The organism is Mesorhizobium sp. USDA 4132, from assembly GCF_056279545.1.
Genome location: NZ_JBWCCP010000001.1, coordinates 575,786 through 599,682, shown reverse-complemented (window position 1 = coordinate 599,682; position 23,897 = coordinate 575,786). Strand labels below are relative to the sequence as shown.

General features: G+C 61.8%; 24 protein-coding genes, 1 tRNA gene and 1 riboswitch. Of the genes, 9 read left to right on the top strand and 16 right to left on the bottom strand.

The window, feature by feature from the left end; translation table 11 throughout:
* Positions 1-33: 33 nt before the first annotated feature.
* A riboswitch (SAM riboswitch) is annotated at positions 34-112 on the top strand.
* A 44-nt stretch (positions 113-156) separates the two neighbouring features.
* From ACZ9IU_RS03045 to ACZ9IU_RS03035, 3 genes are all read left to right on the top strand, one after another.
* Positions 157-1,341 carry an O-succinylhomoserine sulfhydrylase gene (locus tag ACZ9IU_RS03045; RefSeq protein ID WP_038539459.1) on the top strand — a complete coding sequence of 395 codons (1,185 nt, stop codon included), beginning with the start codon at positions 157-159 and terminating at the stop codon, positions 1,339-1,341.
* 159 nt (positions 1,342-1,500) lie between these two features.
* Positions 1,501-1,893, top strand: coding sequence for a Co2+/Mg2+ efflux facilitator ApaG/CorD (gene apaG, locus ACZ9IU_RS03040; protein WP_038539456.1), 393 nt, complete (start codon positions 1,501-1,503; stop codon positions 1,891-1,893).
* A 112-nt stretch (positions 1,894-2,005) separates the two neighbouring features.
* Positions 2,006-3,592, top strand: coding sequence for a tannase/feruloyl esterase family alpha/beta hydrolase (locus ACZ9IU_RS03035; protein WP_038539453.1), 1,587 nt, complete (start codon positions 2,006-2,008; stop codon positions 3,590-3,592).
* 38 nt (positions 3,593-3,630) lie between these two features.
* Here ACZ9IU_RS03035 and ACZ9IU_RS03030 read toward each other — a convergent pair whose 3' ends face one another.
* From ACZ9IU_RS03030 to ACZ9IU_RS03020, 3 genes are all read right to left on the bottom strand, one after another.
* The gene (locus tag ACZ9IU_RS03030) at positions 3,631-4,620 is read right to left on the bottom strand and encodes an Hsp33 family molecular chaperone (RefSeq protein ID WP_038539450.1); all 990 of its coding nucleotides are present in this window, start codon (positions 4,618-4,620) and stop codon (positions 3,631-3,633) included.
* Between the two features lie 213 nt (positions 4,621-4,833).
* A complete protein-coding gene (gene argF, locus ACZ9IU_RS03025) occupies positions 4,834-5,751 on the bottom strand; it encodes an ornithine carbamoyltransferase (RefSeq protein ID WP_038539447.1) in 918 nt (305 codons plus the stop codon).
* A gap of 54 nt (positions 5,752-5,805) precedes the next feature.
* Positions 5,806-7,002 carry an aspartate aminotransferase family protein gene (locus ACZ9IU_RS03020; protein ID WP_038539443.1) on the bottom strand — a complete coding sequence of 399 codons (1,197 nt, stop codon included), beginning with the start codon at positions 7,000-7,002 and terminating at the stop codon, positions 5,806-5,808.
* A 408-nt stretch (positions 7,003-7,410) separates the two neighbouring features.
* Here ACZ9IU_RS03020 and ACZ9IU_RS03015 point away from each other — a divergent pair, with 408 nt between their 5' ends.
* Positions 7,411-7,947, top strand: a complete 537-nt coding sequence (locus ACZ9IU_RS03015) for a GcrA family cell cycle regulator (protein ID WP_038539440.1) — start codon at positions 7,411-7,413, stop codon at positions 7,945-7,947.
* A 189-nt stretch (positions 7,948-8,136) separates the two neighbouring features.
* Entirely contained in the window at positions 8,137-8,574 is a 438-nt protein-coding gene (locus ACZ9IU_RS03010) for a PACE efflux transporter (protein WP_038539438.1), read from the top strand.
* A 9-nt stretch (positions 8,575-8,583) separates the two neighbouring features.
* On the opposite strand, the gene phoB is transcribed toward ACZ9IU_RS03010, so the two are convergent.
* The 7 genes from phoB to phoR all read right to left on the bottom strand — a co-directional run bounded on the left by phoB (position 8,584) and on the right by phoR (position 16,361).
* A complete protein-coding gene (gene phoB, locus ACZ9IU_RS03005; RefSeq protein ID WP_038539434.1) occupies positions 8,584-9,267 on the bottom strand; it encodes a phosphate regulon transcriptional regulator PhoB in 684 nt (227 codons plus the stop codon).
* Between the two features lie 21 nt (positions 9,268-9,288).
* On the bottom strand, positions 9,289-10,002 hold the full coding sequence (gene phoU, locus ACZ9IU_RS03000) for a phosphate signaling complex protein PhoU (protein WP_038539431.1): 714 nt from the start codon (positions 10,000-10,002) through the stop codon (positions 9,289-9,291).
* A 45-nt stretch (positions 10,003-10,047) separates the two neighbouring features.
* The gene (gene pstB, locus ACZ9IU_RS02995) at positions 10,048-10,863 is read right to left on the bottom strand and encodes a phosphate ABC transporter ATP-binding protein PstB (protein ID WP_038539427.1); all 816 of its coding nucleotides are present in this window, start codon (positions 10,861-10,863) and stop codon (positions 10,048-10,050) included.
* A gap of 13 nt (positions 10,864-10,876) precedes the next feature.
* Positions 10,877-12,196, bottom strand: coding sequence for a phosphate ABC transporter permease PstA (gene pstA, locus ACZ9IU_RS02990; protein WP_038539424.1), 1,320 nt, complete (start codon positions 12,194-12,196; stop codon positions 10,877-10,879).
* Positions 12,193-13,677 carry a phosphate ABC transporter permease subunit PstC gene (gene pstC / locus ACZ9IU_RS02985; protein WP_038548632.1) on the bottom strand — a complete coding sequence of 495 codons (1,485 nt, stop codon included), beginning with the start codon at positions 13,675-13,677 and terminating at the stop codon, positions 12,193-12,195. The genes pstA and pstC overlap by 4 nt, the downstream gene beginning before the upstream one ends.
* Before the next feature lie 186 nt (positions 13,678-13,863).
* Positions 13,864-14,898 carry a substrate-binding domain-containing protein gene (locus ACZ9IU_RS02980; RefSeq protein WP_038539421.1) on the bottom strand — a complete coding sequence of 345 codons (1,035 nt, stop codon included), beginning with the start codon at positions 14,896-14,898 and terminating at the stop codon, positions 13,864-13,866.
* Between the two features lie 194 nt (positions 14,899-15,092).
* Positions 15,093-16,361 carry a phosphate regulon sensor histidine kinase PhoR gene (phoR, locus tag ACZ9IU_RS02975; protein ID WP_437179065.1) on the bottom strand — a complete coding sequence of 423 codons (1,269 nt, stop codon included), beginning with the start codon at positions 16,359-16,361 and terminating at the stop codon, positions 15,093-15,095.
* 194 nt (positions 16,362-16,555) lie between these two features.
* Here phoR and ppk2 point away from each other — a divergent pair, with 194 nt between their 5' ends.
* A complete protein-coding gene (gene ppk2, locus ACZ9IU_RS02970) occupies positions 16,556-17,437 on the top strand; it encodes a polyphosphate kinase 2 (RefSeq protein WP_038539418.1) in 882 nt (293 codons plus the stop codon).
* A 3-nt stretch (positions 17,438-17,440) separates the two neighbouring features.
* Here the strand turns inward: ppk2 and ACZ9IU_RS02965 are convergent, their stop codons facing one another.
* On the bottom strand, positions 17,441-18,664 hold the full coding sequence (locus ACZ9IU_RS02965) for a hypothetical protein (RefSeq protein WP_038539415.1): 1,224 nt from the start codon (positions 18,662-18,664) through the stop codon (positions 17,441-17,443).
* Positions 18,665-18,912: 248 nt separating this feature from the next.
* Between ACZ9IU_RS02965 and ACZ9IU_RS02960 the strand changes: the two genes are divergently transcribed.
* Together ACZ9IU_RS02960 and ACZ9IU_RS02955 are read left to right on the top strand one after the other, a co-directional pair.
* Complete coding sequence (locus ACZ9IU_RS02960; protein ID WP_038539411.1) at positions 18,913-19,869, top strand: NAD(P)H-dependent flavin oxidoreductase; 957 nt, start codon at positions 18,913-18,915, stop codon at positions 19,867-19,869.
* Between the two features lie 130 nt (positions 19,870-19,999).
* Positions 20,000-20,075 (top strand) — tRNA-Thr (locus ACZ9IU_RS02955).
* A 64-nt stretch (positions 20,076-20,139) separates the two neighbouring features.
* Here ACZ9IU_RS02955 and ACZ9IU_RS02950 read toward each other — a convergent pair.
* The gene (locus ACZ9IU_RS02950; protein ID WP_038539407.1) at positions 20,140-20,394 is read right to left on the bottom strand and encodes a DUF6074 family protein; all 255 of its coding nucleotides are present in this window, start codon (positions 20,392-20,394) and stop codon (positions 20,140-20,142) included.
* 369 nt (positions 20,395-20,763) lie between these two features.
* Between ACZ9IU_RS02950 and ACZ9IU_RS02945 the strand changes: the two genes are divergently transcribed.
* The gene (locus ACZ9IU_RS02945) at positions 20,764-21,537 is read left to right on the top strand and encodes a siderophore-interacting protein (RefSeq protein ID WP_038539404.1); all 774 of its coding nucleotides are present in this window, start codon (positions 20,764-20,766) and stop codon (positions 21,535-21,537) included.
* Between the two features lie 64 nt (positions 21,538-21,601).
* Here ACZ9IU_RS02945 and ACZ9IU_RS02940 read toward each other — a convergent pair whose 3' ends face one another.
* The 4 genes from ACZ9IU_RS02940 to ACZ9IU_RS02925 are packed head-to-tail and all read right to left on the bottom strand — an operon-like array spanning position 21,602 to position 23,824.
* Positions 21,602-21,928, bottom strand: a complete 327-nt coding sequence (locus ACZ9IU_RS02940; RefSeq protein WP_038539399.1) for a YciI family protein — start codon at positions 21,926-21,928, stop codon at positions 21,602-21,604.
* Between the two features lie 3 nt (positions 21,929-21,931).
* Complete coding sequence (locus ACZ9IU_RS02935; protein WP_038539396.1) at positions 21,932-22,774, bottom strand: class III extradiol dioxygenase family protein; 843 nt, start codon at positions 22,772-22,774, stop codon at positions 21,932-21,934.
* The gene (locus ACZ9IU_RS02930; protein WP_038539391.1) at positions 22,767-23,120 is read right to left on the bottom strand and encodes an extradiol ring-cleavage dioxygenase; all 354 of its coding nucleotides are present in this window, start codon (positions 23,118-23,120) and stop codon (positions 22,767-22,769) included. Before ACZ9IU_RS02930 ends, ACZ9IU_RS02935 begins: the two co-directional genes overlap by 8 nt.
* Complete coding sequence (locus ACZ9IU_RS02925; protein ID WP_038539388.1) at positions 23,117-23,824, bottom strand: alpha/beta fold hydrolase; 708 nt, start codon at positions 23,822-23,824, stop codon at positions 23,117-23,119. The genes ACZ9IU_RS02930 and ACZ9IU_RS02925 overlap by 4 nt, the downstream gene beginning before the upstream one ends.
* Positions 23,825-23,897 lie beyond the last annotated feature (73 nt).

The window sequence follows — 23,897 nt, the reverse complement described above, 5'->3', positions numbered from 1 at the left end:
CCATTGACGCAAGCGGGGCGCGGCGCTATGCCACTCTTATCCCGTGGTGATTTGGCCGGTCGGCTTGCAGCCACGTTAAATAAGTGGCTAAAAAGACCGGGTGCGAAACCGGTCTGCTTATGCGACCGGTTTTTTTGTTCTGAATGGGGAACACGCATGACTAAGAATTGGCGCCCGGCAACTCAACTCGTACACGGCGGCACGCTGCGCTCGCAATATGGCGAAACGTCGGAAGCGATCTTCCTGACCCAGGGTTTCGTCTATGACACCTCGGAAGCGGCGGAAGCCCGCTTCAAGGGCGAAACCGACGGCTTCATCTACGCCCGCTATGGCAGCCCCACCAACGACATGTTCGAAAAGCGCATGTGCATGCTGGAAGGCGCCGAAGATGCGCGCGCCACAGCGTCCGGCATGGCTGCCGTCACCGCCGCGATCCTCTGCCAGCTGAAGGCCGGCGATCATATCGTCGCTGCCCGTGCCCTGTTCGGCTCCTGCCGCTGGGTGGTCGAGACGCTCGCTCCGAAATACGGCATCGAATGCACGCTGGTCGACGGCCGCTTCCTCGAGAACTGGGAAAAGGCGATCACTCCGAAGACCAAGGTGTTCTTCCTGGAAAGCCCGACCAACCCGACGCTCGAAGTGGTCGACATTGCCGGCGTCGCCAAGCTCGCCAACCAGATCGGCGCCAAGGTCGTCGTCGACAACGTGTTCGCGACCCCGCTCTACCAGAAGCCGTTGGAACTCGGCGCGCATATCGTCGTCTATTCGGCCACCAAGCATATCGACGGCCAGGGCCGCTGCCTCGGCGGCGTCGTGCTTTCCGACAAGGCCTGGATCGACGCGAACCTGCACGACTATTTCCGCCATACGGGCCCGGCCATGTCGCCGTTCAATGCCTGGACGCTGCTGAAGGGCATCGAAACCCTGCCGCTGCGCGTCAAGCAGCAGACCGAGAGCGCCTCGAAGATCGCCGACTTCCTCGCCGAGCAGAAGCAGGTCGCAAAGGTCATCTATCCGGGCCGCAAGGACCATCCGCAGGCCGATATCATCGCCCGGCAGATGAAGGCCGGCTCGACGCTCGTCTGCTTCGAACTGAAGGGCGGCAAGGACGCGGCCTTCAAGCTGCAAAACGCGCTGGAGATCGTCAGGATTTCCAACAATCTCGGCGATTCCAAGAGCCTGATCACCCATCCAGCGACGACGACGCACAAGAACCTGACGGACGAGGCCCGTGCCGAACTCGGCATTTCGCCCGGCACCGTGCGTCTGTCGGCCGGCATCGAGGATACCGACGACCTGATCGAGGATTTCGCGCGGGCGCTTTCAAAGGCCGGCATGTAGCCTTGGCTTTTCGGGGTGGTGGATCGACCAGATATTCACCATCCCGGTTATCCTTAACTTCAACTAATGCCCACACTCGGTTGTTCAAACCGCGAGAATTCTTGACGTTGCGGCGCCTCTGTACAATATCGAACCAAGTTGGATTTGTTGAGGTGTCGCATGTATCGCGCCCGGACAAGAGATATCGATGTCGCCGTCGAGCCTTATTATCTGGAGGAGCAATCCAATCCGGAAGAGAGCCGTTATGTCTGGGGCTATCGTATCGTCATCGAAAACCATTCGACGCTCACTGTGCAGCTCGTGCATCGCTACTGGAACATTACCGACCAGAACGGAATCGTCGACGAAGTGGACGGGCCTGGTGTCATCGGTGAGCAGCCGCGGCTGAAGCCCGGCGACAGCTACGAGTATTCTTCAGGATGTCCGCTCGACACCCCGTCCGGCCTGATGTTCGGCCACTACGACATGCAGACCGACGACGGCGAAACCTTCGAGGTGACGATCCCGGCTTTCTCGCTGGATTCACCAGGCCTGATGCGCGTCCTCAACTAGACGGCGCTGCCGACAACCTACAGGTTATGGGTGGCGGCGGTTTTTCTATTTGTTACCCCTTTCCTCCTGCGGCATCTTGGCACCGTCAAACGGTCTTTGGGAGGAGTACTTGATGGCACGTTCCGCTTTGCCGGTCATTCTGCTGGCGTCCTGCGCGTTCACGACGCTTACGGCCTTTACGCCGGCGCTCGCACAAAACAAAAGCAGTTTCATCGACCAGAAGGACCGGCCGGATTTCGCTTCCGCCACGGTCTCGCCGCAGATCGCCTGCGGTATGTTGAACAGCCAATCCTTTGCCGAGGTCGCGACGCTGAAAGCCACGCATGTCGCGAGCGTCGGAAACGTGCCGGGCCATTGCCAGGTGACCGGCTATATCCGGCCGCAGGTCCGTTTCGAAATCACCCTTCCGGACAACTGGAACCGCCGGCTCTACATGTTCGGCAATGGCGGGTATGCCGGCGAAGACCTTGCCGCGGCGTCGCGGATCACCACCCGCAATGCCGCACTTACGAAAGGCTTTCTCACCGTCCAGCAGAATACCGGCCATGATGCGGTCACCTATAAGCTCGGGGATTTTGCACAGGACCTCGGCCTCTTGATCGACTACGGATCACGAGCCGTGCATGTGACGGTCGACACGGCCAAGGCGATCGCCGCACGCTATTATGACCGGCATCCCTCCTTCTCCTATTGGGACGGCTGCTCGACCGGCGGACGCCAGGGGCTGATGGCGGCGCAACGCTATCCGGGCGATTTCGATGGCATTCTCGCTGGAGCGCCGGTCCTCGATCTCACCAATACGCAGATCTGGGGCGTCTGGAATGCGCGAGCGCTCCTCAAGGCGCCGATCAGCCGCGCCCAGCTTCCGGTGCTCGCCAAGGCGGTTATGGACAAATGCGATGCGATCGACGGTGCCAAGGATGGGCTGATCGCCGATCCGCGCCAATGCAATTTCGATCCGGCCAAGGACCTGAAGACCTGCGAGGCCGGCGGTTCGGACTGCTTCACGCCTGCGCAGGTGGACACGCTGAAGGCGCTGGCGGGCGGTGTGAAGATCAAGGGAGAGACGATTTTCCCCGGCGTGCAGTTCGGCACCGAGGGTGTCGATCCGAGCGGGGTCAGCGGCTGGGACATGTGGATGGTGTCCGAACAGGGACCAAGCCGGCAGCTGGCCTATGGCGAGACCTTCGTCAAGAACATGGCGATGCTGCCCGCCTCCGGAAAGGCGATCGACTGGAAAACCTTCGACTTCGATGCCGAATATCCGAAGATCGGCGCGATCCGAGAGATCGTCGACGCGACCAATCCCGACCTCAGCGAGTTCCAAAAACGCGGCGGGCGGATGATCACCTATTTCGGCTGGTCGGATCCGGCGCTGAACCCGATGATGGGCGTGAACTATTATGAAGCCGTCCGCAAGCAGATGGGTGCCGATCGGACCGCGGAATTCTACCGGCTGTTCATGGTGCCCGGCATGTTCCATTGCACCGCGGGCTACGGCACCGATGTCTTCGACGCCTTCACGCCGCTGATGGACTGGGTGGAAAACGGCAAAGCGCCGACGGTGATCCAGGCAAGCCAGATCAAAGATGGCAAACAGGCGATGACCCGGCCGCTCTGCCCCTACCCGCAATCGGCCAAATACTCCGGCAACGGCGATGTGAAGGATGGAGCGAACTTCGAATGCAAGATGCCCTGAAACGAAAGCGGCGGGAGGAAACTCCCGCCGTCTGATTTTCAGGCTGCAGCGAATTCATCCGCCTTGTAGCGATAGGTGGTCGAGCAGAACTCGCAGGTGACGGCGATCTCGCCGTCTTCCTCGCTTGCCTCAATCTCCTCGGCGGAAAAACCCGAGAGGACGCCCTTGATCTTGTCGCGCGAACAGCTGCAGCGGTCGAACACCGGGTGCGGCGCGTAAACCCGGACGCCGCGCTCGTGGAAAAGGCGGAACAGCAGACGCTCGATCGCAACCCGCGGGTCGGTCAGCTCGTCGGTGTCGATCGTTTCCACCAGGGTGCGGGCTTCGGCCCAGGAATCGTCCTCGGTGAATTCGAAATCGCGCTCATCGCCGTCGCCGCCATGCAGGTCCGGCTGCCGCATGCGCTCGGGTGCCTGCGGCAGGAACTGCGCGACCAGACCGCCTGCTCGCCAGTTGTGACGCGGCTTACCATCGGCATCGCGATCGAAGAGCTCGGCAACGCCGAGGCGCACCCTGGTCGGGATCTGCTCCGACTGGCGGAAATAGACGCCGGCGATCTCCTCCAGCGATGAGCCGTCCATCGGCACGATGCCTTGATAAGGCTGCATGCCGCGGCCCTGGTCGATGGTGAAGGCAAGTACGCCGTGCCCCAAGAGGTCCGCAGATGACGTTTTGCCTTCTTCAACGGCGGCCGCCAAGGCTTCCTCGTCATAGCGGGCATAGGCGCGAAGACTGTCGGGCGTCGAGAAATCCGCGACCAGCAGATCGACGGGACCGTCGCCCTTGGTCTGCACCGTGAACTTGCCGTCGAATTTCAACGATGTCCCGAGCAGGGCCGTCAGGACGATCGCCTCGGCAAGCAGCCGCGCGACCGGGCCTGGATATTCGTGGCGGCTAAGGATGGAGTTGAGCAGCGGCCCGAGCTGGACCGCCCGGCCACGCACGTCGAGACCGTCCACCTGGAAGGGAACGACCCGGTCATCTCCGGCAAAGTCGAGTTCATTGAGTTCCACAGTCGCTTCCGCCATGTCTTCACTCCTTCGCGCCGACCCAAAAACCTTTACACAAGCGCCAGCCCGAGCGGAACCGCTGGCCGGAGGAAAAGACGTCGACGATGTGTGTTGGAACGCCAGTCCATAGGACGGCGTATTGTTGAAAACCGACAGATGGGGGATTGCGGGGCGGAAATCAAGGTTCGATCGCCGCCGCTCTCCGCATCCGCACCGTCCGGGACATTGCGTTCAGACCGCGCCGAAGCACCAGGCGAGAATGGATTTCTGTGCGTGCAGGCGGTTCTCAGCCTCGTCGAAGACCACCGATTGCGGGCCGTCGATGACCTCGTCGGTGACTTCCTCGCCGCGATGAGCCGGCAGGCAGTGCATGAACAGCGCCTCCTTGTCGGCCCGCTTCATCAGGTCGGCATTGACCTGGAAGGGCTGGAAGACGTTGTGGCCGCGCGCCTTGTGCTCCTGGTTCATCGAGACCCAGGTGTCGGTGACGACGCAATCGGCGCCGGCGACCGCCTTTTCGGCATCATGGCAAAGCATGATGTTGCCACCGTTGTTGCGCGCCCAGTTGAGAAACTTGTCGGCAGGTTCCGACCCCATCGGCACCGCCATGTTCATGCGATAGCCGAAACGGGCAGCACCTTCGACGAAGGAATGCAGCACGTTATTGCCGTCGCCGGTCCAGGCAACCGTCTTGCCGGCGATCGGCCCGCGATGCTCTTCGAAAGTCATGATGTCCGCCATGATCTGGCAGGGATGCGTGTCGTCGGTCAGGGCATTGATGACCGGTACGGTCGCGTGTTCGGCAAGCTCCAGCATACGGGCGTGATCCGTGGTGCGGATCATGATGGCGTCGACGTAACGCGACAGAACCTTGGCGGTGTCACCGATCGTCTCGGCGCGACCGAGCTGCATTTCGGTACCCGACAGGAACAGCGTCTCGCCGCCGAGCTGGCGCATGCCGACATCGAAGGATACGCGGGTGCGGGTGGAAGGTTTTTCAAAGATCATCGCCAGCATCTTGCCGGCTAGCGGCTTTTCCGCCGTGCCGGCCTTGGTAGCCTGCTTGCGGGTCTTCGCGTCGTCGAGAATGCTGCGCAGATCAGCCGGGGAAACGGCGGAAAGATCGAGGAAATGCTTGGGAGATGCCATGTGATGTTCCCTGTGACGCGGGAAACCTACAACGGCATCCCCCTTTTTGCCCGCTCAGGCCGATTTCTTCATTTCCGAGGCGGAGAGCTTTTCCGCCGCTTTCTCGATGCGGGAGAGACCCTCGCGGGCTTCCTCCGCTGTGACTGTGAGCGGTGGCAGGAGACGCACCACGTTGTCACCGGCCGGAACGGCCAGCATGTGTTCACCCCGCATGGCAGCAACCAGGTCGCCCGCCGGCACCTTTGCCTTCACGCCGAGCAGCAGGCCTTCGCCGCGGATATCCTCGATGACGTTGGGGAAGCGATCCTTGAGGCTGGCGAGCCCCTGCCGCAAGACCAACGTGACGTCGCGGACATTTTCCAGGAAGCCATCCCCCAGGATCACGTCGAGCACGGCATTGCCGACCGCCATGGCCAGAGGGTTGCCGCCGTAGGTGGTGCCGTGGGTGCCGGCTGTCATACCGGACGCAGCTTCCGCCGTGGCAAGGCAGGCCCCGAGCGGGAACCCGCCGCCGATGCCCTTGGCGAGCGCCATGATGTCGGGCGAAACGCCCGTCCATTCATAGGCGAACAGTTTGCCGGTGCGGCCGACGCCGGTCTGGACCTCGTCGAAGATCAACAGCAGGCCGTTGTCGTCGCAGATCTGCCGCAGCGCAGCCAAGAATTCCTTTGGAACCGGCCGGATGCCGCCCTCGCCCTGGATCGGCTCGATGAGGATCGCCGCGGTCGCATCGGTGATCGCAGCCTTCAAAGCGTCCATATCGCCGAACGGCACCTGATCGAAGCCTTCGACCTTGGGGCCGAAACCTTCGAGATATTTCGCCTGGCCGCCCGCAGCGATGGTCGCCAACGTGCGGCCATGGAAGGCGCCCTCGAAGGTGACGATGTGGAAGCGTTCCGGATGGCCCTTCACGAACTGGTAGCGGCGCGCGGTCTTGATGGCGCATTCGAGCGCCTCCGCACCGGAATTGGTGAAAAACACCTTATCCGCGAAAGAGTTGTCGGCGAGGCGGCGCGACAGCGTCTCCTGGCCGGGCTGCTCGAAGAGGTTGGACGTGTGCCAGACCTTGTCGGCCTGCGCCTTCAGCGCGCCGACGAGATGCGGGTGGCCATAACCGAGCGAATTGACGGCGATGCCCGCGCCGAAGTCGAGATATCGCTCTCCACTTTCCGTCACAAGCCATACGCCCTCGCCGCGTTCAAAACGCAGCGGAGCCCGGGCAAACGTGTCGAAAAGCGCGGCTTCAGCCATGGCGACATCACTCCTCTAGGCAGTCAAAAAAGGCCGACAAAACCGGCCAGAAAAACCAAAAATGCCGCCCACTGGGCGGCGGGGGCACTATCGGGGTTTAGGCCGTCAATGTCAACAAAGCTCGGTGTTTTAGGCGCGTTACGACCGGAAACCGACAGGCGCTGGCTTCTGTGACAAAAAAGACTCTCCATCACAGCAAGTTGGGGAAAACCACGAAATCGAATCCCGCAGATTCCTCCGACTCTTGCCACGGAGTCAGCCTCACACTAGGTTAAAGATCAATTACTAGACTGCATGCGGCGGAACTAGTCACCTCAAGCATAGATATAGTGGGTGCTGTGAAATGATTTTCACAGTAAAGGTGGACGGATTCTGCATGCCAGCGGCGTTCAAAGGCGGAGAACGGGCATGAACTGGACAGACGAGCGTGTCGAGAAGCTCAAAAGATTGTGGTCGGAGGGCCTGAGTGCCAGCCAGATTGCTGCACAACTGGGAGGCGTAAGCCGCAATGCCGTGATCGGCAAGGTGCATCGCCTCTGCCTGCCGGGCCGGGCGAAAGCCGGCGGCACGGTTGCGACCGGTCGCGCATCGGCTGCCAAGCGGACGACATCGGCGCCGCGGGCTCCGAACTATGCGTCGCGCGTCACGACCCGGACCGTTACCCGCGCCGTCGGCGCGACGATGGTCAAGGAAGAGATCGAGATCGAACCCTACCAGGAGATGGAATACCGTCCGGCCTCCAACGTGGTCGTGCCGATCTCCCGTCGCCTTGCATTGACGGAACTCACCGAGCGCACCTGCAAGTGGCCGGTCGGCGACCCGCTTAAGGAAGACTTCCACTTCTGCGGCTGTGAATCCCCGGATGCATCGCCCTATTGCGGTTATCACGCAAAGCTCGCCTACCAGCCGGTCAACGAGCGCCGCAAGGTTGCCGCACGGGTCTGAGCGGCGGCGCGACACGAGGGCAAAAATCGAAGGCGGGCTCAAGGCCCGCTTTTTTGTTGTGCATGGCAGATATGCCGGCCGAGCCTTGCTCCGGATCGGCATTGCGCCTATCTGAAAGACAGCGAGGACGACCTCCCCCATTCGGGCAGAAACTCCGGGACGGCCCGGAAAGCATCCCAGGAGGTCATCATGCGCTCGACACGCGACCGTATCCGCCATGCCATCAGCTTCGAACTGATCGGGCTCGCTCTCATCACACCACTCGGCTCCTTCGCCTTCGGCATGCCGGCCGCCGATATCGGCGTGGTCGGCATCGGCAGCGCGACGATCGCCACTGGCTGGAACTATCTGTACAATCTCGGCTTCGACCACCTGATGCAGCGCTTTACCGGCGGCACGCAGAAAAACACCGCCATACGCGTGGCGCATGCGGTGCTGTTCGAACTTGGACTGCTGATCGCGCTTCTGCCGCTGATCGCCTGGTATCTCGGCATCAGCCTCGCCCATGCGCTGACGATGGACGTGTCGTTCGCGGTCTTCTACGTGGTCTATGCCTTCTTCTTCAACTGGGCCTACGACAGGATCTTTCCGTTGCCGGAATGGCAGCGGCAGACCGAGGCGGCTTAAAGCCGCCTCTCAGGATTCCATTGAATAACCCGCGCCGCGGACGGTGCGGATGACATCCTGCATATTGGAGAAGTTGAGCGCCTTCCTGAGACGCCCGACATGCACGTCGACGGTGCGCTCGTCGACATAGATGTCGTGACCCCAGACGCCGTCCAGAAGCTGCGACCGCGAAAAGACGCGGCCGGGCGACGCCATCAGGAATTCCAGCAGGCGGAATTCGGTCGGGCCCAGGCGCACTTCGCGGCTCTTGCGGTGAACGCGATGAGTTTCCCGGTCGAGTTCGATATCGCCGCAACGGAGCACGCTGGAGAGCACTTCGGGACGGGCGCGGCGAAGCATCGCCTTGACGCGGGCCATCAGTTCAGGCGTCGAGAAGGGCTTCACGACATAGTCGTCGGCGCCGGTGGCGAGGCCGCGAACACGTTCGCTCTCCTCGCCGCGGGCCGTCAGCATGATGATCGGCAAGCGCTCCGTTTCCGGGCGCATGCGCAGCCGGCGGCAGAGTTCGATGCCGGAAACGCCGGGCAGCATCCAGTCCAGGATCAGGAGGTCCGGTACCCGCTCCTGAAGCCGAATTTCGGCTTCGTCGCCCCGCAAAACGGTATCGACCTCATAACCCTCGGCTTCCAGATTGTAACGAAGAAGCACGCTCAGCGCTTCTTCGTCTTCTACGACAGCAATTTTCGGCAGCATTCTTGGTCTGCTCCGTCAGTTCTATTCGGTGATCGCGCCGAGCGTGTTCGACGAGTCGTCCTTCGGACGATCGCCTTCCGGCTGGGCACCGGTCGTCATGTAGTAGATGGTCTCGGCGATGTTGGTGGCGTGGTCGCCGATGCGCTCGATGTTCTTGGCGCAGAACAGCAGATGCGTGCAGGTGGTGATGTTGCGCGGATCCTCCATCATGTAGGTGAGGAGCTCGCGGAACAGCGAGGTGTACATCGCGTCGATTTCCTCGTCGCGGCTGCGGATCGCCTCGGCCTTCTCCGCCGAACGCGTCGAATAGACGTCGAGGACGTCCTTGAGCTGCACGAGGGCGAGATCGGAGAGATGCTCCAGGCCGCGAGCGAGCTTGCGTGGCACGCCGGTGCCCTGAACCGCGATGACGCGCTTGGCGGTGTTCTTGCCAAGGTCGCCGACGCGCTCCAGATCAGAGGCGATGCGCAGCGAACCGACGATCTCGCGAAGGTCGGCCGCAACCGGCTGGCGGCGGGCGATCGTGATGATCGCCTTGTCGCCGATCTCGCGCTCGGCGTGATCGAGGATCACGTCGTCGGAGATGACCTTCTGGGCGAGTGCGGCGTCGGAATTGACCAGCGCGCGCACGGCGTCCGAGCACATCTGCTCGGCGAGGCCGCCCATTTCGGAGATACGGCGGCTCAGGTATTTCAGTTCGTCGTCATAAGCCGACAGGATATGGGTCGATGCCATCTTCTAGTCCTCAAAATTGATTTTCAGGCGGCACAGTCGGCTGGGTCAGCCGAAACGGCCCATGATGTAATCCTGGGTGCGCTGGTCGTCGGGATTGGTGAACATCTTGTCGGTGTCGTTCTCCTCGACGAGCTGGCCGAGATGGAACATGGCGGTGCGCTGCGAGACGCGGGCAGCCTGCTGCATCGAGTGCGTCACGATGACGATCGTGTAGTTGGCACGAAGTTCATGGATGAGCTCTTCTACCTTGGCGGTCGCGATCGGATCGAGAGCCGAGCATGGTTCGTCCATGAGGATGACTTCGGGCGACACGGCGATCGCGCGGGCGATGCACAGACGCTGCTGCTGACCGCCGGAGAGACCGGTGCCGGATTCATGCAGGCGATCCTTGACTTCGGTCCAGAGGCCGGCGCGCTGCAGGCTCGCCTCGACGATCTGATCCATGTCGGCCTTGTTCTTGGAAAGGCCGTGGATGCGCGGACCGTAGGAAATGTTCTCGTAGATGGTCTTCGGGAACGGATTCGGCTTCTGGAAAACCATGCCGACGCGGGCGCGAAGTTCCACGACGTCGATGTTATTGTCGTAGATATCGTCCGTGTCGAGGGTGATCTTGCCGGTGACGCGGCAATTCTCGATCGTGTCGTTCATGCGGTTGAGGCAGCGCAGGAAGGTGGACTTGCCGCAACCGGAAGGACCGATGAGAGCCGTCACAGTGTTTTCGCGGACGTTGAGGTTCACGTCGAAAAGCGCACGCTTTTCGCCGTAATAAACCGAAACGTCCTTACCGATCATCTTGTGGGAAGCATCGCTCATCTTCTGGTCCAGCGCCTTTTCTACTGCCGATTCTGACATCATATTCATTGTCATACTCCTTCTACCAGCGCCGCTCGAAGCGACGCCGCAAGAGAATTGCGCCAACATTCATTAGGATGAGAAACAGGAGCAGGATGATGATTGCTCCCGAGGTACGCTCGACGAACGCGCGCTCAGCTTCGTTCGCCCACATGTAGATCTGGACCGGTAGCGCCGTCGACGGGTCGAGCGGCGTGGTCGGATAGTTGGCGACGAAGGCCACCATGCCGATCAGGAGCAGCGGTGCGGTTTCGCCAAGGGCATGGGCGAGGCCGATGATGGTGCCGGTCAGGATGCCCGGCATGGCAAGCGGCAAGACATGGTGGAAGATCGTCTGCATCTTCGAGGCGCCGAGCCCGAGGGCGGCAGCACGGATCGATGGCGGCACTGCCTTCAGTGCCGCGCGGGTCGCGATGATGATCGTCGGCAGCGTCATGAGGGTGAGCACCAGACCACCAACGAAGGAGGCCGAGCGCGGCAGGCCCATGAAGTTGACGAACACCGCCAGACCTAGCAGACCGTAGACGATCGAGGGAACGGCCGCGAGATTGTTGATGTTCACCTCGATCAGATCGGTGAACTTGTTCTTCGGGGCAAATTCCTCGAGATAGATCGAAGCGGCGACGCCGATCGGTAGCGCCAGGACAAGCACGATCAGCATCATGTAGAACGAGCCGATGAGCGCGACGCCGACACCGGCTGCTTCCGGACGGCTCGATGCGCCGTTGACGAAAATGCCGCCGTTGAAGTGCTTGGCAAGGGCTCCGCTGTCAGAGAGCTGCTTCATCCAGCCGAGCTGCTGGTCGTTGATCTTGCGGTTTTCCTGGCTGACGTCGAGGTCGATCTGGCCCTTGTAGGCCGAGTCGATATCGCCGGAAGCAAGCAGTCTTACCGTCTGCGTCGTGCCGATGATCGCCGGATTGGCGATGACCAGGTCACGCAGCTGAACGCGGACACCATCCGACAGCATCTGGCCGACCGCGCGGGCCGCGACACGGTCATCGACGCTGACGTTAAGCAGCTTGGCGAGAGCATTGCGGGCGACGACCGGATAGTTGGCCGTCATCAGCTTCTGCGGATTGGTGGCACGTTCGTTCTGCGGGTCGATGATCTGCTGCGAGAACTCGACCGGCATGGTGATCATGGTCTGCTGGAAGGCGGTGTAACCCTTGGAGACCACCGACCACAGGAGAAGCATCAGGAAGATGATGCCGAAGGAAAGCGCGGCGATGCCATAGGCACGGAAGCGACGCTCGGCGGCGTAACGGCGCTTGATGCCGATATCGCGACGGACGGACTTGGCCCTGGAGATGCCGGCGGCGGGAGAAACCACATCGGTCATTCGTACTGCTCCCGGTATTTGCGCACGATATAAAGCGCGTAGATGTTGAGGCAAAGCGTGATGGCGAAAAGCGTGATGCCCAGCGCGAAGGCAACCAGGGTCTGCGGCGAGGTGAACTCAAGGTCACCCGTCAGCTGATTGACGATCTTGACGGTCACGGTCGTCATTGGCTCGAAAGGGTTGATCTGCAGGCGGGCGGCAACACCGGCCGCAAGCACGACGATCATCGTCTCGCCGACGGCGCGCGATGCGGTCATCAGGAGCGCGCCGACGATGCCCGGCAGAGCGGCCGGCAGGACGACCTTCTTGATGGTTTCCGAACGGGTGGCGCCGAGGCCGAGCGAGCCGTCACGCAGGGCACGCGGCACCGCCGTGATGATATCGTCGGACAGCGAGGAGACGTAGGGGATCAGCATGATGCCCATGACGAAGCCGGCGGTCAGAACGCTCTGTGCCTGAATGAAGTTGGCATAGTCGCCGGTGACGAGGCCGTTCAGCTGCGAAGAGATATCGCGCAGGAACGGTCCGACGGTCGTCAAGGCGAAGAAGCCGTAGACGATGGTCGGAATGCCGGCGAGCACTTCGAGCAAAGGCTTCGCAACCGAGCGGACCTTCGGCGAGGCGTATTCCGACATGTAGATTGCCGAAAAGAGACCGATCGGAACCGCAAAGAGCATCGCGACGAAACCGATATAGAGCGTACCGAGCAGCAGCGGAATAAGGCCGAACTGACCTTCGGAGCCGCCAGAACCGGCAGCAGCAAAACGCGGATCCCATACCGTGCCGAAGAAGAATTCCCAGGCGGGAATAGCGGTGAAGAAGTGGGCCGCTTCGGTCAGCATCGAGGCGACGATGCCGATCGTGGTCAGAATGGCGATCGAGGAGGCGACGACGAGGCTGCCGAGAACCACCTTTTCCACTCGGTTGCGGGCGCGGAAGCGCGGCGCAATCTGACGATAGGCGAAGAACGCCCCGCCGACGGAAGCCGCCAATACGACGATCGTCATGAGGATGCGGCTGACGAAGGTCATCCTGTTCAGGACAGCGGCGGCCTTGACCATGAAGGGCTGGGGATCGCCCGCAAGCGGAACGCCCTTGGCCCCAAGCGCAGCACGCAGCTCGACCGGATTATTCTCGACGCGGGCAATCTCGTCGCCGGTCAGCGCATTCATGCCTCGGGCGATCGAAGTGATCATGCCGTAGCTCAGGCCCTGCTCGGCCTGCGATTGGGTTTTCACCTCTTCAGGAAACGCACCGCGGACCGAGGAGCTGATATAGATCGGGCTGGCGACCAGCCAGACAAAGAGAATGACGACGGCCGGCAGGATCGCCCAGACAGCGACAAAAGAACCGTAATATCCGGGCCGTGAATGAAGTTTGGAGGAAATCCCTCCGACCAGTGCCATTGAATACCGGGCACCAGTGACGTAACCGGCTATGCCGATTATTGCCAAAATCAATAATATTAGTGATGTGTTCATCATAATCCCCCGGCGTACCGCTTTCGGCGGCAACCCATCACCGCCCAGCTCCGTTCATCGGAACCGATCGCATTCGCCATCGCGCCCTGCGCAACACCATCGCCACAAAACCGACGATTCCGCCGATGCAAAGGCCATCGATCGGAAGAGAAAACGGCGCCGCCAAAAGCGGCGCCGGTCTTTGGATTACATGGTCTTGCCAGCGGCAAAGTCCTTGCGGCCCTGTTCGCGCTGTGCGTCAGGAGCAGCAACCAGGCCGTACTCGATGAGCGGCGAGTCAGGGCCGATCATGTCGTCGGAAAGGAAGAACTCGACGTATTCCTTGAGGCCCGGAACGACGCCCAGGTGAGCCTTCTTCACGTAGAAGAACAGCGGACGGGAAACCGGGTAGGTACCGTCGGCGATGGTGGCCGAGGTCGGCTTGATGCCGCGCATGGTGGCGACCTTCAGCTTGTCGGCATTGTTTTCGTAGAAAGCGAGGCCGAACACACCGACGCCGGTCTTGTTGGCAGCGATACGAGCGAGGGTCTCGGTGTAGTCGCCGTCGATGTCCACGGCAACGCCGTCCTTGCGAACAGCAACGCAGGCTTTGGCCTGGGCAGCCTTGTCAGCGATTTCCTTGGCGATGACGTCGGTTGCGCCGGCATCCTTGCAGCCTGCGGCTAGAACGTTCAGTTCGAAAACTTCGCGGGTGCCGTGCTTTTCGCCCGGGATGTAGGCAGCGATCGGGCCCTTCGGAAGCGTCGGGTTGATGTCCGACCAGTTCTTGTAGGGGTTGGCGACGAGCTTGCCGTCAACAACGACCTGAGCGGCGAGAGCCTTGTAGAGGTCCTTCGGCTCAAGCTTCATGTCGCCGTTGCTGCTGGCGGTCGCGAAAACGATACCGTCGTAGCCGATGCGGATTTCCTGGATGTCGGTGACGCCGGCTGCCTTGCAGGCTTCGGCTTCAGACTTGTTGATCGGGCGCGAAGCGTTTGCAACGTCGATCGTGGCTTCGCCAACGCCCTTGCAGAATTCCTTGAGGCCGGCGCCGGTGCCGCCCGACTCGACGATCGGGGTCTTGAACTTCGGGAAGGCTTCACCGAAGGATTCGGCAACGATCTTCGCATAGGGAAGAACCGTGGAGGAACCAGCAACCTGGACCTGGTCGCGTGCAGCGGCGGCGCCGGCAAACGCAACGGAGGCCACCAGGGCAGCTGCAGAGAGTTTAAGGATGTTCATGAGGAATCTCCCGTCATGGGCTTGTGTGAATGCGGACGGCGCTGGCTCTCGCTCTCGCCAACGCTCGGCCCGCTTGTCTTAGCCGCTGTAGCACCTCTCTTTTATGTCAGTTCGGTGAAACATTTGTGACATATCAAGTATTTGATATTTAAACGGAAATGCAATGCACAGCTTTGCAGAGAGAGCCCTTTATGTCAGAACCTGACGGTGAACTCGCTTCCCTTGCCGACTTCCGACTTGACGATCAGACGTGCTCTGTGGCGGGTCAGGATGTGCTTGACGATTGCAAGGCCTAGGCCCGTGCCTTTCTTGGAACGGCTGTCGGCCACGCTGACCCGGTAGAAGCGCTCGGTAAGCCGCGGAACGTGCTCGGCCGGAATGCCCGGCCCCTGGTCGACAACGGTCACTTCCACCGGATCGGAGGCGCCGTTGCGCAGATAGACGTCCACGAACTTGCCTTCCTGGCCGTATTTGCAGGCGTTCTCGATCAGGTTTTCGAAAACCTGGACGAGCTCGTCGCGATCGCCCAGAACCTCCACCTTGCCTTCCGGCAGGTGCGTGCGGATCTCTACCCCGAGATCGTCGGCGAGCGGTACGAGCGCATCCCGCACATGACCGATCAGCGGCTTCAGGTCGATCGTCTGGTCCGGAGCGATATGGGATTTGAGCTCCAGGCGCGACAGCGACATGAGATCGTCGACAAGGCGGCTCATGCGCGTCGCCTGGTCGAACATGATGGCGAGGAACCGCTCGTGCGCGGCCGGATCGGAGCGCGCCGGCCCCTGCAGGGTCTCGATGAACCCTCGCAGCGAGGCAAGCGGAGTGCGCAGTTCATGGCTGGCATTGGCCACGAAATCGGAGCGCATCCGGTCGATGCGGCGCAACTCCGAAATATCCCTGAAAGAGAGGAGATAGAGCTTCTGCACCACGTCTTCCGAGCTTTGCTGCATCGGCTGACCAAGATCGATGGGTGCGATGCGCAGGGTATAGACACGCTCGGAGGGCAGCCGCTCGGAATGCTCGATCTGGTTCGGCTCGTCGGTGGCGATGGTTTCCCGCACCATGTCGAGAATGCCGGGCGACCGCAGCCGGGCCGAAAGATGCGATCCGGGCGAAAGAACGCCAAAGGCCTTTTCGGCGGCCTTGTTCTGGTAGAGGACGGTTATATCCTCGCCCAGCACGAAAGCCGGAATATCGAGCGCACTGAGCGTTGCGGCCACCTGAGGCAGCGGCTGGAAATCCGGCTGCTCTTCCTCGACGATCTCCGGGACCGGCGGCGGAAGGACGACGGGCTTGCGCCCGACAACGACCAGCACCAGCAGCAGCCAGCCGACGAGCACGCCCACCCAATCCATTCCGACCAGGAACGCGATCGTTGCCAGAAGGGTCAGAAGCAGCAACAGCGGTCGCTCCTGCCGAGCCCTCGCAGCAAGCGTGCCCAGACCCCGACGCCATTTCTCCAGTACCGACCCCACAGACAGACTCGCAGCTTTCACAGGTTGAACACGCGCTCATATATCCCCTGCATGACAGATATACATCGCTTCCGAGTGCGCATCGCAAAAATGACGCTATCCGGACTGTAGCGGAATTTCCAACTTGCGTTACATATCGGCTACCGCCCCCATGCGGCGGATCGATCGGAGGGAGCATTATCATGGCGGATGAGACCGAAAGCCGGGCAGTCGATATCGACATCAACGGCAAGCTCAAGCGGTTCGATATCGATGACCCGGTGTTACCGGCCTGGATCGAGGAACGTGCTCTTGGTTCCGGCGGATATCCCCATGACGATAAGCTGGACAAGGACAAATACGCAAAGCAGCTTGAAAAGCTGCAGGTCGAGCTCGTCAAGGTACAGTTCTGGCTGAAGGCGACCGGCAAGCGCATGATGGCGCTGTTCGAGGGCCGCGATGCGGCCGGCAAGGGCGGCACGATCTTTTCGATCAATGCCTATCTCAATCCGCGTTCGGCCCGCGTGGTGGCGCTCAACAAACCGACGGAGACCGAGGCCGGCCAGTGGTATTTCCAGCGCTACATCTCGCATTTCCCGACCTCAGGGGAGATCGTGCTCTTCGACCGCTCCTGGTATAACCGGGCCGGCGTCGAGCCGGTGATGGGCTTCTGCACGCCGGAGCAGTACAAGGATTTCATGAAGGCGGTGCCTCGCTTCGAAGACACGATTTCCGACGAAGGCATCATCTTCTTCAAATTCTGGCTGGATATCGGCCGCGAGATGCAGCTCAAGCGTTTTCATGACCGGCGCCACGATCCGCTCAAGATCTGGAAACTGTCGCCGATGGATATCGCCGCATTCAACAAGTGGGACGCCTATACCGAGAAGCGCGACGCGATGCTCGAAAAAACCCACAACAAGGAGACGCCGTGGGCCGTCGTGCGGGCCAACGACAAACGCCGCGCCCGCCTCAACGTCATCCGCCACATCCTGCTATCGCTCGACTATGAGGGCAAGGACAAGGACGCTGTCGGCGAGATCGACGACAAGATCTTCGGTTTCGGCCCGAAATTCCTGAAATAGACCTCATTGACCGGGCAGGATGCGCACCGAATAGAGCAGCACCGCCCGGTCCGCGCCGTCGATGCCGCTGTTGAAGATCAGGCGACCGGGCCGGTTGGGCGCGAGCGACCGCTCGAAGGTTACCCGGAAGAGGGCCTCCAGCTTCTCCTGCGTTGCCGTAAAGCGATGGCGGCTGCAGCTGCCGAGGCTTCCGAAATCGCAGCGGACCGACAGCTGCGCGGAACTGTTCTGTCCCGACTGCAGGGTCAGCGCCACCGTCGAGCTCTTCCCGGCCATTTCGCGCAGCACTTCCGGTGGGACTTCGACAGAGACATCGCCGCCCTCGCCTGACGTTGCCGATGCGATGCGGACGGCCTGCCCTTCCGAGGCGGCGACCGTCTCGATTTTCGCCTGGCCGCCGGCTTTCATTTCCGCCGCCTTGGAGGGCACGAAGATTTCCACCCATTCATCCGAGAAGCCGCGGCGCGGATCGAAGGCGACTGGGCCTCCCGATCCCTGGCCGGCGACCGAGCGGTCCGCCGACTTCGTGGCTTCCTCGATGATCGATTGCACAAGGCCGGATTGATAGAACCACCGGCAGGCGCCGCCAACCACGCCGAGGGTGATGACCCAGGTCAGGAGATGCGACAGGAAACCGCGACGCTTTCGCGGTTTGGCGGCCCGCTCCGGGGGGACGTCCAGTCCGCTATCGGATGGCGGGCGGGCGTTCCTGTTCGTCCTGCCCGGCTTTGCCGCTTTCGCCTGAGGTGCCGGTTCGAATGGCTCGGCTTCGATCCGCTCGCCGCGCGCGGGGCTGACGCCGCCGAGATCGCCGGGAGACATGGCCGCGGCAGCTGGCGCGCGCGTCTCACCAGAAACGGTATCGACAGGCGGCGCGACGGACGGCGGCGCCGACCGTTGCTGTGTTTCCGGCCGCGGGCGAGCCTCCATGACCGGAGACTCCACTGCCATCGGTTCTGCGGCATATGGCAATTCCGGTTCGAGCTCGACGGCGGGGCCCGGCACCGGTTCGGCCAGGCGCTCGACTTCACCCATTTCGATCTCGTGGATCTTCCGCTCCAGAAGTTCATGCTGCTGCATGATGATCAGCCGGTCGGTAACGCCCTGCTTGCGAAGGCCGGCGTCCAGCGCCTGACGCGCCGACTGATAAATACGCGCCCTGATCTCCCGGTCCGCCCGGTTCGAGCGATCCAGTGCGTTCCTGATGGCCGTTTCCAAACCGCTCACTGCCGGTCCTTCTTCATACTCTTACCCACTGCGCGGGAGTTTACGTTTCGGTAACCTCTCCGCCGCCGAACTGCAAGCACCGCATTCGACTGCACCATGGCCAAAAATAAGGACAGGATATGTCGGGTGCCTTTGCCGGGCCTCCCGGCGATCTGCTTCGAAAATCTTTCCACCGGCTTTTCGGGGCCTCCGCGATCTGGTAGACGGATTTACGTTTGCGTAAAGGTCAATCGGGAGGTTTTTGATCCATGCTTCCAGCAGTCCTCAAGGACAGGCTTCGCCTGCCCGTGATCGCGTCGCCGCTGTTCATCATTTCCCACCCGGAACTGACGCTGGCGCAATGCAAGGCCGGCGTCGTCGGCGCCTTCCCGGCGCTCAATGCGCGGCCGGAAAGCCAGCTCGACGAGTGGCTGGCCATGATCACCGAGGACCTCGCCACCCATAACGCCGCCAATCCCGACAGGCCTGCCGCTCCCTTTGCCGTCAACCAGATCGTCCATACCTCCAACAAGCGCCTGGAGCACGACCTGATGATGTGCGTGAAATACAAGGTGCCGATCGTGATCTCCTCGCTCGGCGCCGTGCCGGAGGTCAATGCCGCCGTGCATTCCTATGGCGGCATCGTGCTGCACGACATCATCAACAACCGCCACGCCAATTCGGCGATCCGCAAGGGCGCCGACGGGCTGATTGCCGTTGCTGCTGGCGCCGGCGGGCATGCCGGCACGCTGTCGCCTTTCGCACTGGTGCAGGAAATCCGGGAATGGTTCGACGGACCGTTGCTGCTCGCCGGCGCGATCGCTACCGGCGGCGGCATCCTTGCCGCCCAGGCCATGGGCGCCGACATGGCCTATATCGGCTCGCCCTTCATCGCCACCAAGGAGGCGCGCGCCGTCGAGGGCTACAAGCGGATGATCGTCGACTCGAATGCCGCCGACGTCGTCTATTCCAACTATTTCACCGGCATCCACGGCAACTACCTCAAGGGTTCGATCACCGCCACCGGCATGGACCCGGATGCCCTTCCGGTCGCCGATCCGTCCAAGATGGATTTCGACCAGGCGGTCAGCGGGCCGAAGGCCTGGAAGGAGATCTGGGGGGCAGGCCAGGGTGTCGGCGCGGTCAAGGCGGTGGTCCCGGTCGCGGAACTCGTCGATCGGCTGGAAAACGAATACCGGGCGGCGCGCGAGCGTCTTACAGTCTGAACTAACGGCTGGATAATAACCGTCATTTCAGGAAAATCGTCGAGAAGCCTAAAACCCGGCTTGAAATCGCAGGTCATTGCCTGTATCAGCCGCATCACTCGCAGCCCCGGCAAACCCGGTCGCTGCCCGTGCCGCTTTAGCTCAGGTGGTAGAGCACATCATTCGTAATGATGGGGTCGCAGGTTCGAGTCCTGCAAGCGGCACCACTTATCTCCAATTGTTCCATAGCGCCTGCGTCGCCGACATCTCCGCGCAAAGGCCGGCGCGGGTTTAACCTGCCACAAGGCTGGTTTCGTCGCCGAGGCAATCGCTCTGGAGCTGGATCTGGACGGCGTGCATGAACAGGCCGGCCTGGCGGGAGATTTCCTCGTCTGCCACGCCTTGAGCTTTGAGAGCTGCCGCAAAACCGGCCATTTCCGATCGCCAGAAACGGTTCGCTTGTTCGCCGTGAAGCCGCAGAAGCGCCTCAGCGCAGCGTTTTACGTCAGCGGTGCGCCGATCGGCGGGGAATTGCAGCAGCGTCATGCCATCTCCATACTGTCGGGCGAATCGCCCAGGGATCGCAGCACATTGGCCGCCAGTCCTTCACAAAGGCTGAACGACTGGAGTTATCTGGTGCAGGGAAGGTGGATGTCGAGGCCATCGCTGCGAAGACGATCACCTTGACGACAGCTGTTTGCAGTTTCCCAACTGGCAAAATTGCCGGAATTGACGCTCGCCAACCCTTGCCGTCGGGGCTTTGCCCGCCTACCTAAAGCTCACACTGCGATTGCCGCAAGGCTTCGCACGTAAGCGTTAACGTCACTCAACGCGCTGATCGACCGGGCATTGCCGGTTTCGGTCTGCGCGGCGGTGTCCGGCAGGTCGATATCGACATCCCGTGAAAGGATTTAGATGAACGACCTTACGACCCAGGACCAGACCTCCTCCGCTCCCAAGATCGAGCGCATTCGTCACGAACTCAAGCGTCGTGTGCTGACGGTTGAAACCGTCGAACGTATCACGCCGCAGATGCTGCGCATCACGCTCAGCGGCGAGGATCTTTCGGATTTCGTCAGTGCTGCGCCGGACGACCACGTCAAGATATTCCTGCCGACCGAAACCGGCGAACCCGAGCGCCGCGACTACACGCCCCGGCGGTACGATCAGAACGCCAGGTCGCTGGTGCTCGATTTTGCCATCCACGATGCCGGTCCCGCCACGCGATGGGCTCTGGATGCCGTGCCGGGCAGCACGTTGTCGATCGGCGGCCCGCGAGGTTCGGCCGTCATCTCCGGCGTGAACCGCTGGCTGCTTGTCGGCGACGAGACCGGACTTCCAGCGATGGGCCGGCGTATCGAGGAGGCCGGCGAAGACGCCGTGATCACGAGTATCGGGCTGGTCACCGGGCCTGAAGAAGAACAGGTCTTCGAGACGCAGGCGTCGCTCGAGACGCTCTGGGTACACCGCCCTCTTTCCCGCGCCACGGATGCCTCCGGGCTGATCTCCGCGCTCGAGACGATCGCGCTTCAGCCCGAGACCTTCATCTGGGTCGCCGCCGAAGCCTCGGTTGCCCGTGCCGCTCGCGCCTATCTGGTCGAGAAGCGCGGATATCCGCTCGCCTGGATCAAGGCCGCCGGATATTGGGCCGAGGGCAAGGCGGATGCCCACGAGACGATCGGGGACTGAACGACATGACGAAAAGCCCGCCATCCTGGCCGGATGGCGGGCTTTTTTATTGGCCGAAATGCGATCAGCCGTTCTTTCGCGGGGTCATCGGGTCGCTGATCCGAGCCGCCTGGAACGTGTCCGGCAGTTGCGTCAGCTCGATCGCCGAAACGATCCCGGCGCGATTGAAGGGATCGCCTTGCGCAAAAGCCTGCGCGTCTTCGAGGCTCGCGGCCTCCAGGACGCCGAAATTGCCGAGCGATGAACCGCCTTCGTCGACAAGCGCCGAGCCGATCAGGACAGCGGCAAGGCCCTCTCCACCCGACTGGACCCAGGCCCGGTGCGACGGTCGGTGGGCATCGCGGGCGGCATCCTGGCCTTCATGGTGCAGGCAGCGCATCAGGAAGAACATCGATCAGGCCGCATTTTCCAGCACGACCATGCCGGCGCCGGTCATCGAGGCCGGGGCGTGGTAGTGCTTGTGGATGAGGTTGACGTCGCTGTTCATCGCGGCGCGCATGACGAGCCACATGATCAGCTCGGCGCCTTCGGAACCGAATTGTTCGACGTAGTCCTCGCGGCTCATGGCGCGATAAGGTTCCGGATTGCTGGCGATGCCGTCCAGCCAGGCGCGGTCGGCCGTCTGGTTGATGAAGCCGGCGCGGGCGCCCTGAAGCTGATGCGACAGGCCACCGGTGCCGAGAATGACGACGCGTTCGTCGCCCGGCCAGCTTTCGATCGCTTCGCGCAGGACCTTGCCCATGTCCCAGCAGCGCTGCGGGGTGGGGATCGGATACTGGATGGTGTTGACCCAGATCGGCAGGACCTTCACCGGCCAGACTTCCGGCCGGCCGAAAAACAGCTCCATCGGAACCTGCAGGCCGTGATCCACCTCGATCTCGCGGCAGACCATCGGGTCGAAATGGCGTTCGACCAGCTTGTCGACGAAATGCCAGGAGAAATCGACCGCTCCTTCGAATGCCGGAATGGCGCGCGGACCCCAGCCTTCATCGACGGGATTGTAGGTTTCGGCGACGCCGACAGCGAAGGTCGGCACGCGGTCGAGGAAGAAGGTATTGCCGTGATCGTTGAAGACGACGACGGCGATATCCGGCTTGGCGTCCCGCATCCACTGCTTGCCGACTTCATAGCCATCGAAGAACGGCTTCCAATCCGGCGTGTCACGCAGCCCCTTGTCGAGTGCCGCACCAATCGAGGGAACGTGGCTTGTCCCGAGCCCACCGATGATCTCAGCCATTGCGCTTTTTTCCCAGTCTCATATGCAGGAAGTCTTCGTGTTCCATGCTGGCCTGGGCCGCACCGATCCTGGTGATCGGGGTCGGATCGACCGCGGAAATCTTCAGGATGAAGAAGAGATTGCCGCCGAGGCGCACCATCTCGTGCCAGTCACGGGCCATGACCGCCGACTTTTCGTGGGCGCTCAGGCCGAAACTGTCGAGATAGGCCTCTTCGTCTGCCTTGAAGGCTGCGCGGTTGGCGGGCTGGCCAAGTGCCATCGCCATCTTGTTGATCCGGTAGCCGCGGATCGAGCCTGCCCGGTCGAAGAGCGGGGTATCCGGTATCGTAGCTGCTGCTTCACTCATTGGGATTCTCCAAATCTGCGCGCCAGCCATTCGGTGATGGCGGCGGTCGTTTCCACGGGACGTTCGACGGGAGCGAAATGCCCGGCATTTTCGATGATGACGAGCTCTGTATCCGGCGCTGCGTCGGCGATTTCCTGGTGCTGGGCGATCGGGCTCCAGCCATCCTGGCGAGCGGCGACGAGCAGGATGGGACAACGAAGATCGGCGATATAGGCGCTGGCGTCCGGCCGGCCGATAAGCGCGCGAATCTGGCGCTCGTGTACTTCGGAACCGGCTCTAAGGACCATGGCACGCAGGGTATCGATCAGTTCTCTGTCGCCGACACGGGCCGGATCGAGCATCGGCGGCAGCCATTGCTGCGCCAGGTCCTCGATGCTGCGGTTGCCGAGATCGATCATCTGCTGCCGCTTGATTTCCTCGCCTTCGCGCTTTGGATGATGCCCCGTATTGGCCAGCACAAGACCGCGAACCCGATCCGGCGCCATGCGAGCCATTTCCAGGGCGACGCGCCCGCCCATCGAGTGGCCGACAGCAACGATATCGCCATCCGTCTCGTCGAGAAGCGTTCGAGCCATTCCGGTGATCGATGTGCCGTCGGAGAGGTCGGCGTAATGAACCGGCATGACGCCAGACGCCGCTTCGGCCAAGGGCGCCCAGACGATCGCGTCCGATACAAGCCCGGGTATGAGAACAAGGGTCGTCATGATCTTCCTATCGGACCAGCCTTGTTGTGTGGGGCAGATTGCCCCAGCCACAAACCGAAAATCCTCTGACGCA

Bases quoted from the DNA above. Each gene is read 5' to 3' on its own strand.
- ACZ9IU_RS03045 (WP_038539459.1), top strand. From the start codon at position 157: ATGACTAAGAATTGGCGCCCGGCAACTCAACTCGTACACGGCGGCACG.
- apaG (WP_038539456.1), top strand. From the start codon at position 1,501: ATGTATCGCGCCCGGACAAGAGATATCGATGTCGCCGTCGAGCCTTAT.
- ACZ9IU_RS03035 (WP_038539453.1), top strand. From the start codon at position 2,006: ATGGCACGTTCCGCTTTGCCGGTCATTCTGCTGGCGTCCTGCGCGTTC.
- ACZ9IU_RS03030 (WP_038539450.1), bottom strand. From the start codon at position 4,620: ATGGCGGAAGCGACTGTGGAACTCAATGAACTCGACTTTGCCGGAGAT.
- argF (WP_038539447.1), bottom strand. From the start codon at position 5,751: ATGGCATCTCCCAAGCATTTCCTCGATCTTTCCGCCGTTTCCCCGGCT.
- ACZ9IU_RS03020 (WP_038539443.1), bottom strand. From the start codon at position 7,002: ATGGCTGAAGCCGCGCTTTTCGACACGTTTGCCCGGGCTCCGCTGCGT.
- ACZ9IU_RS03015 (WP_038539440.1), top strand. From the start codon at position 7,411: ATGAACTGGACAGACGAGCGTGTCGAGAAGCTCAAAAGATTGTGGTCG.
- ACZ9IU_RS03010 (WP_038539438.1), top strand. From the start codon at position 8,137: ATGCGCTCGACACGCGACCGTATCCGCCATGCCATCAGCTTCGAACTG.
- phoB (WP_038539434.1), bottom strand. From the start codon at position 9,267: ATGCTGCCGAAAATTGCTGTCGTAGAAGACGAAGAAGCGCTGAGCGTG.
- phoU (WP_038539431.1), bottom strand. From the start codon at position 10,002: ATGGCATCGACCCATATCCTGTCGGCTTATGACGACGAACTGAAATAC.
- pstB (WP_038539427.1), bottom strand. From the start codon at position 10,863: ATGAATATGATGTCAGAATCGGCAGTAGAAAAGGCGCTGGACCAGAAG.
- pstA (WP_038539424.1), bottom strand. From the start codon at position 12,196: ATGACCGATGTGGTTTCTCCCGCCGCCGGCATCTCCAGGGCCAAGTCC.
- pstC (WP_038548632.1), bottom strand. From the start codon at position 13,677: ATGAACACATCACTAATATTATTGATTTTGGCAATAATCGGCATAGCC.
- ACZ9IU_RS02980 (WP_038539421.1), bottom strand. From the start codon at position 14,898: ATGAACATCCTTAAACTCTCTGCAGCTGCCCTGGTGGCCTCCGTTGCG.
- ppk2 (WP_038539418.1), top strand. From the start codon at position 16,556: ATGGCGGATGAGACCGAAAGCCGGGCAGTCGATATCGACATCAACGGC.
- ACZ9IU_RS02960 (WP_038539411.1), top strand. From the start codon at position 18,913: ATGCTTCCAGCAGTCCTCAAGGACAGGCTTCGCCTGCCCGTGATCGCG.
- ACZ9IU_RS02950 (WP_038539407.1), bottom strand. From the start codon at position 20,394: ATGACGCTGCTGCAATTCCCCGCCGATCGGCGCACCGCTGACGTAAAA.
- ACZ9IU_RS02945 (WP_038539404.1), top strand. From the start codon at position 20,764: ATGAACGACCTTACGACCCAGGACCAGACCTCCTCCGCTCCCAAGATC.
- ACZ9IU_RS02940 (WP_038539399.1), bottom strand. From the start codon at position 21,928: ATGTTCTTCCTGATGCGCTGCCTGCACCATGAAGGCCAGGATGCCGCC.
- ACZ9IU_RS02935 (WP_038539396.1), bottom strand. From the start codon at position 22,774: ATGGCTGAGATCATCGGTGGGCTCGGGACAAGCCACGTTCCCTCGATT.
- ACZ9IU_RS02930 (WP_038539391.1), bottom strand. From the start codon at position 23,120: ATGAGTGAAGCAGCAGCTACGATACCGGATACCCCGCTCTTCGACCGG.
- ACZ9IU_RS02925 (WP_038539388.1), bottom strand. From the start codon at position 23,824: ATGACGACCCTTGTTCTCATACCCGGGCTTGTATCGGACGCGATCGTC.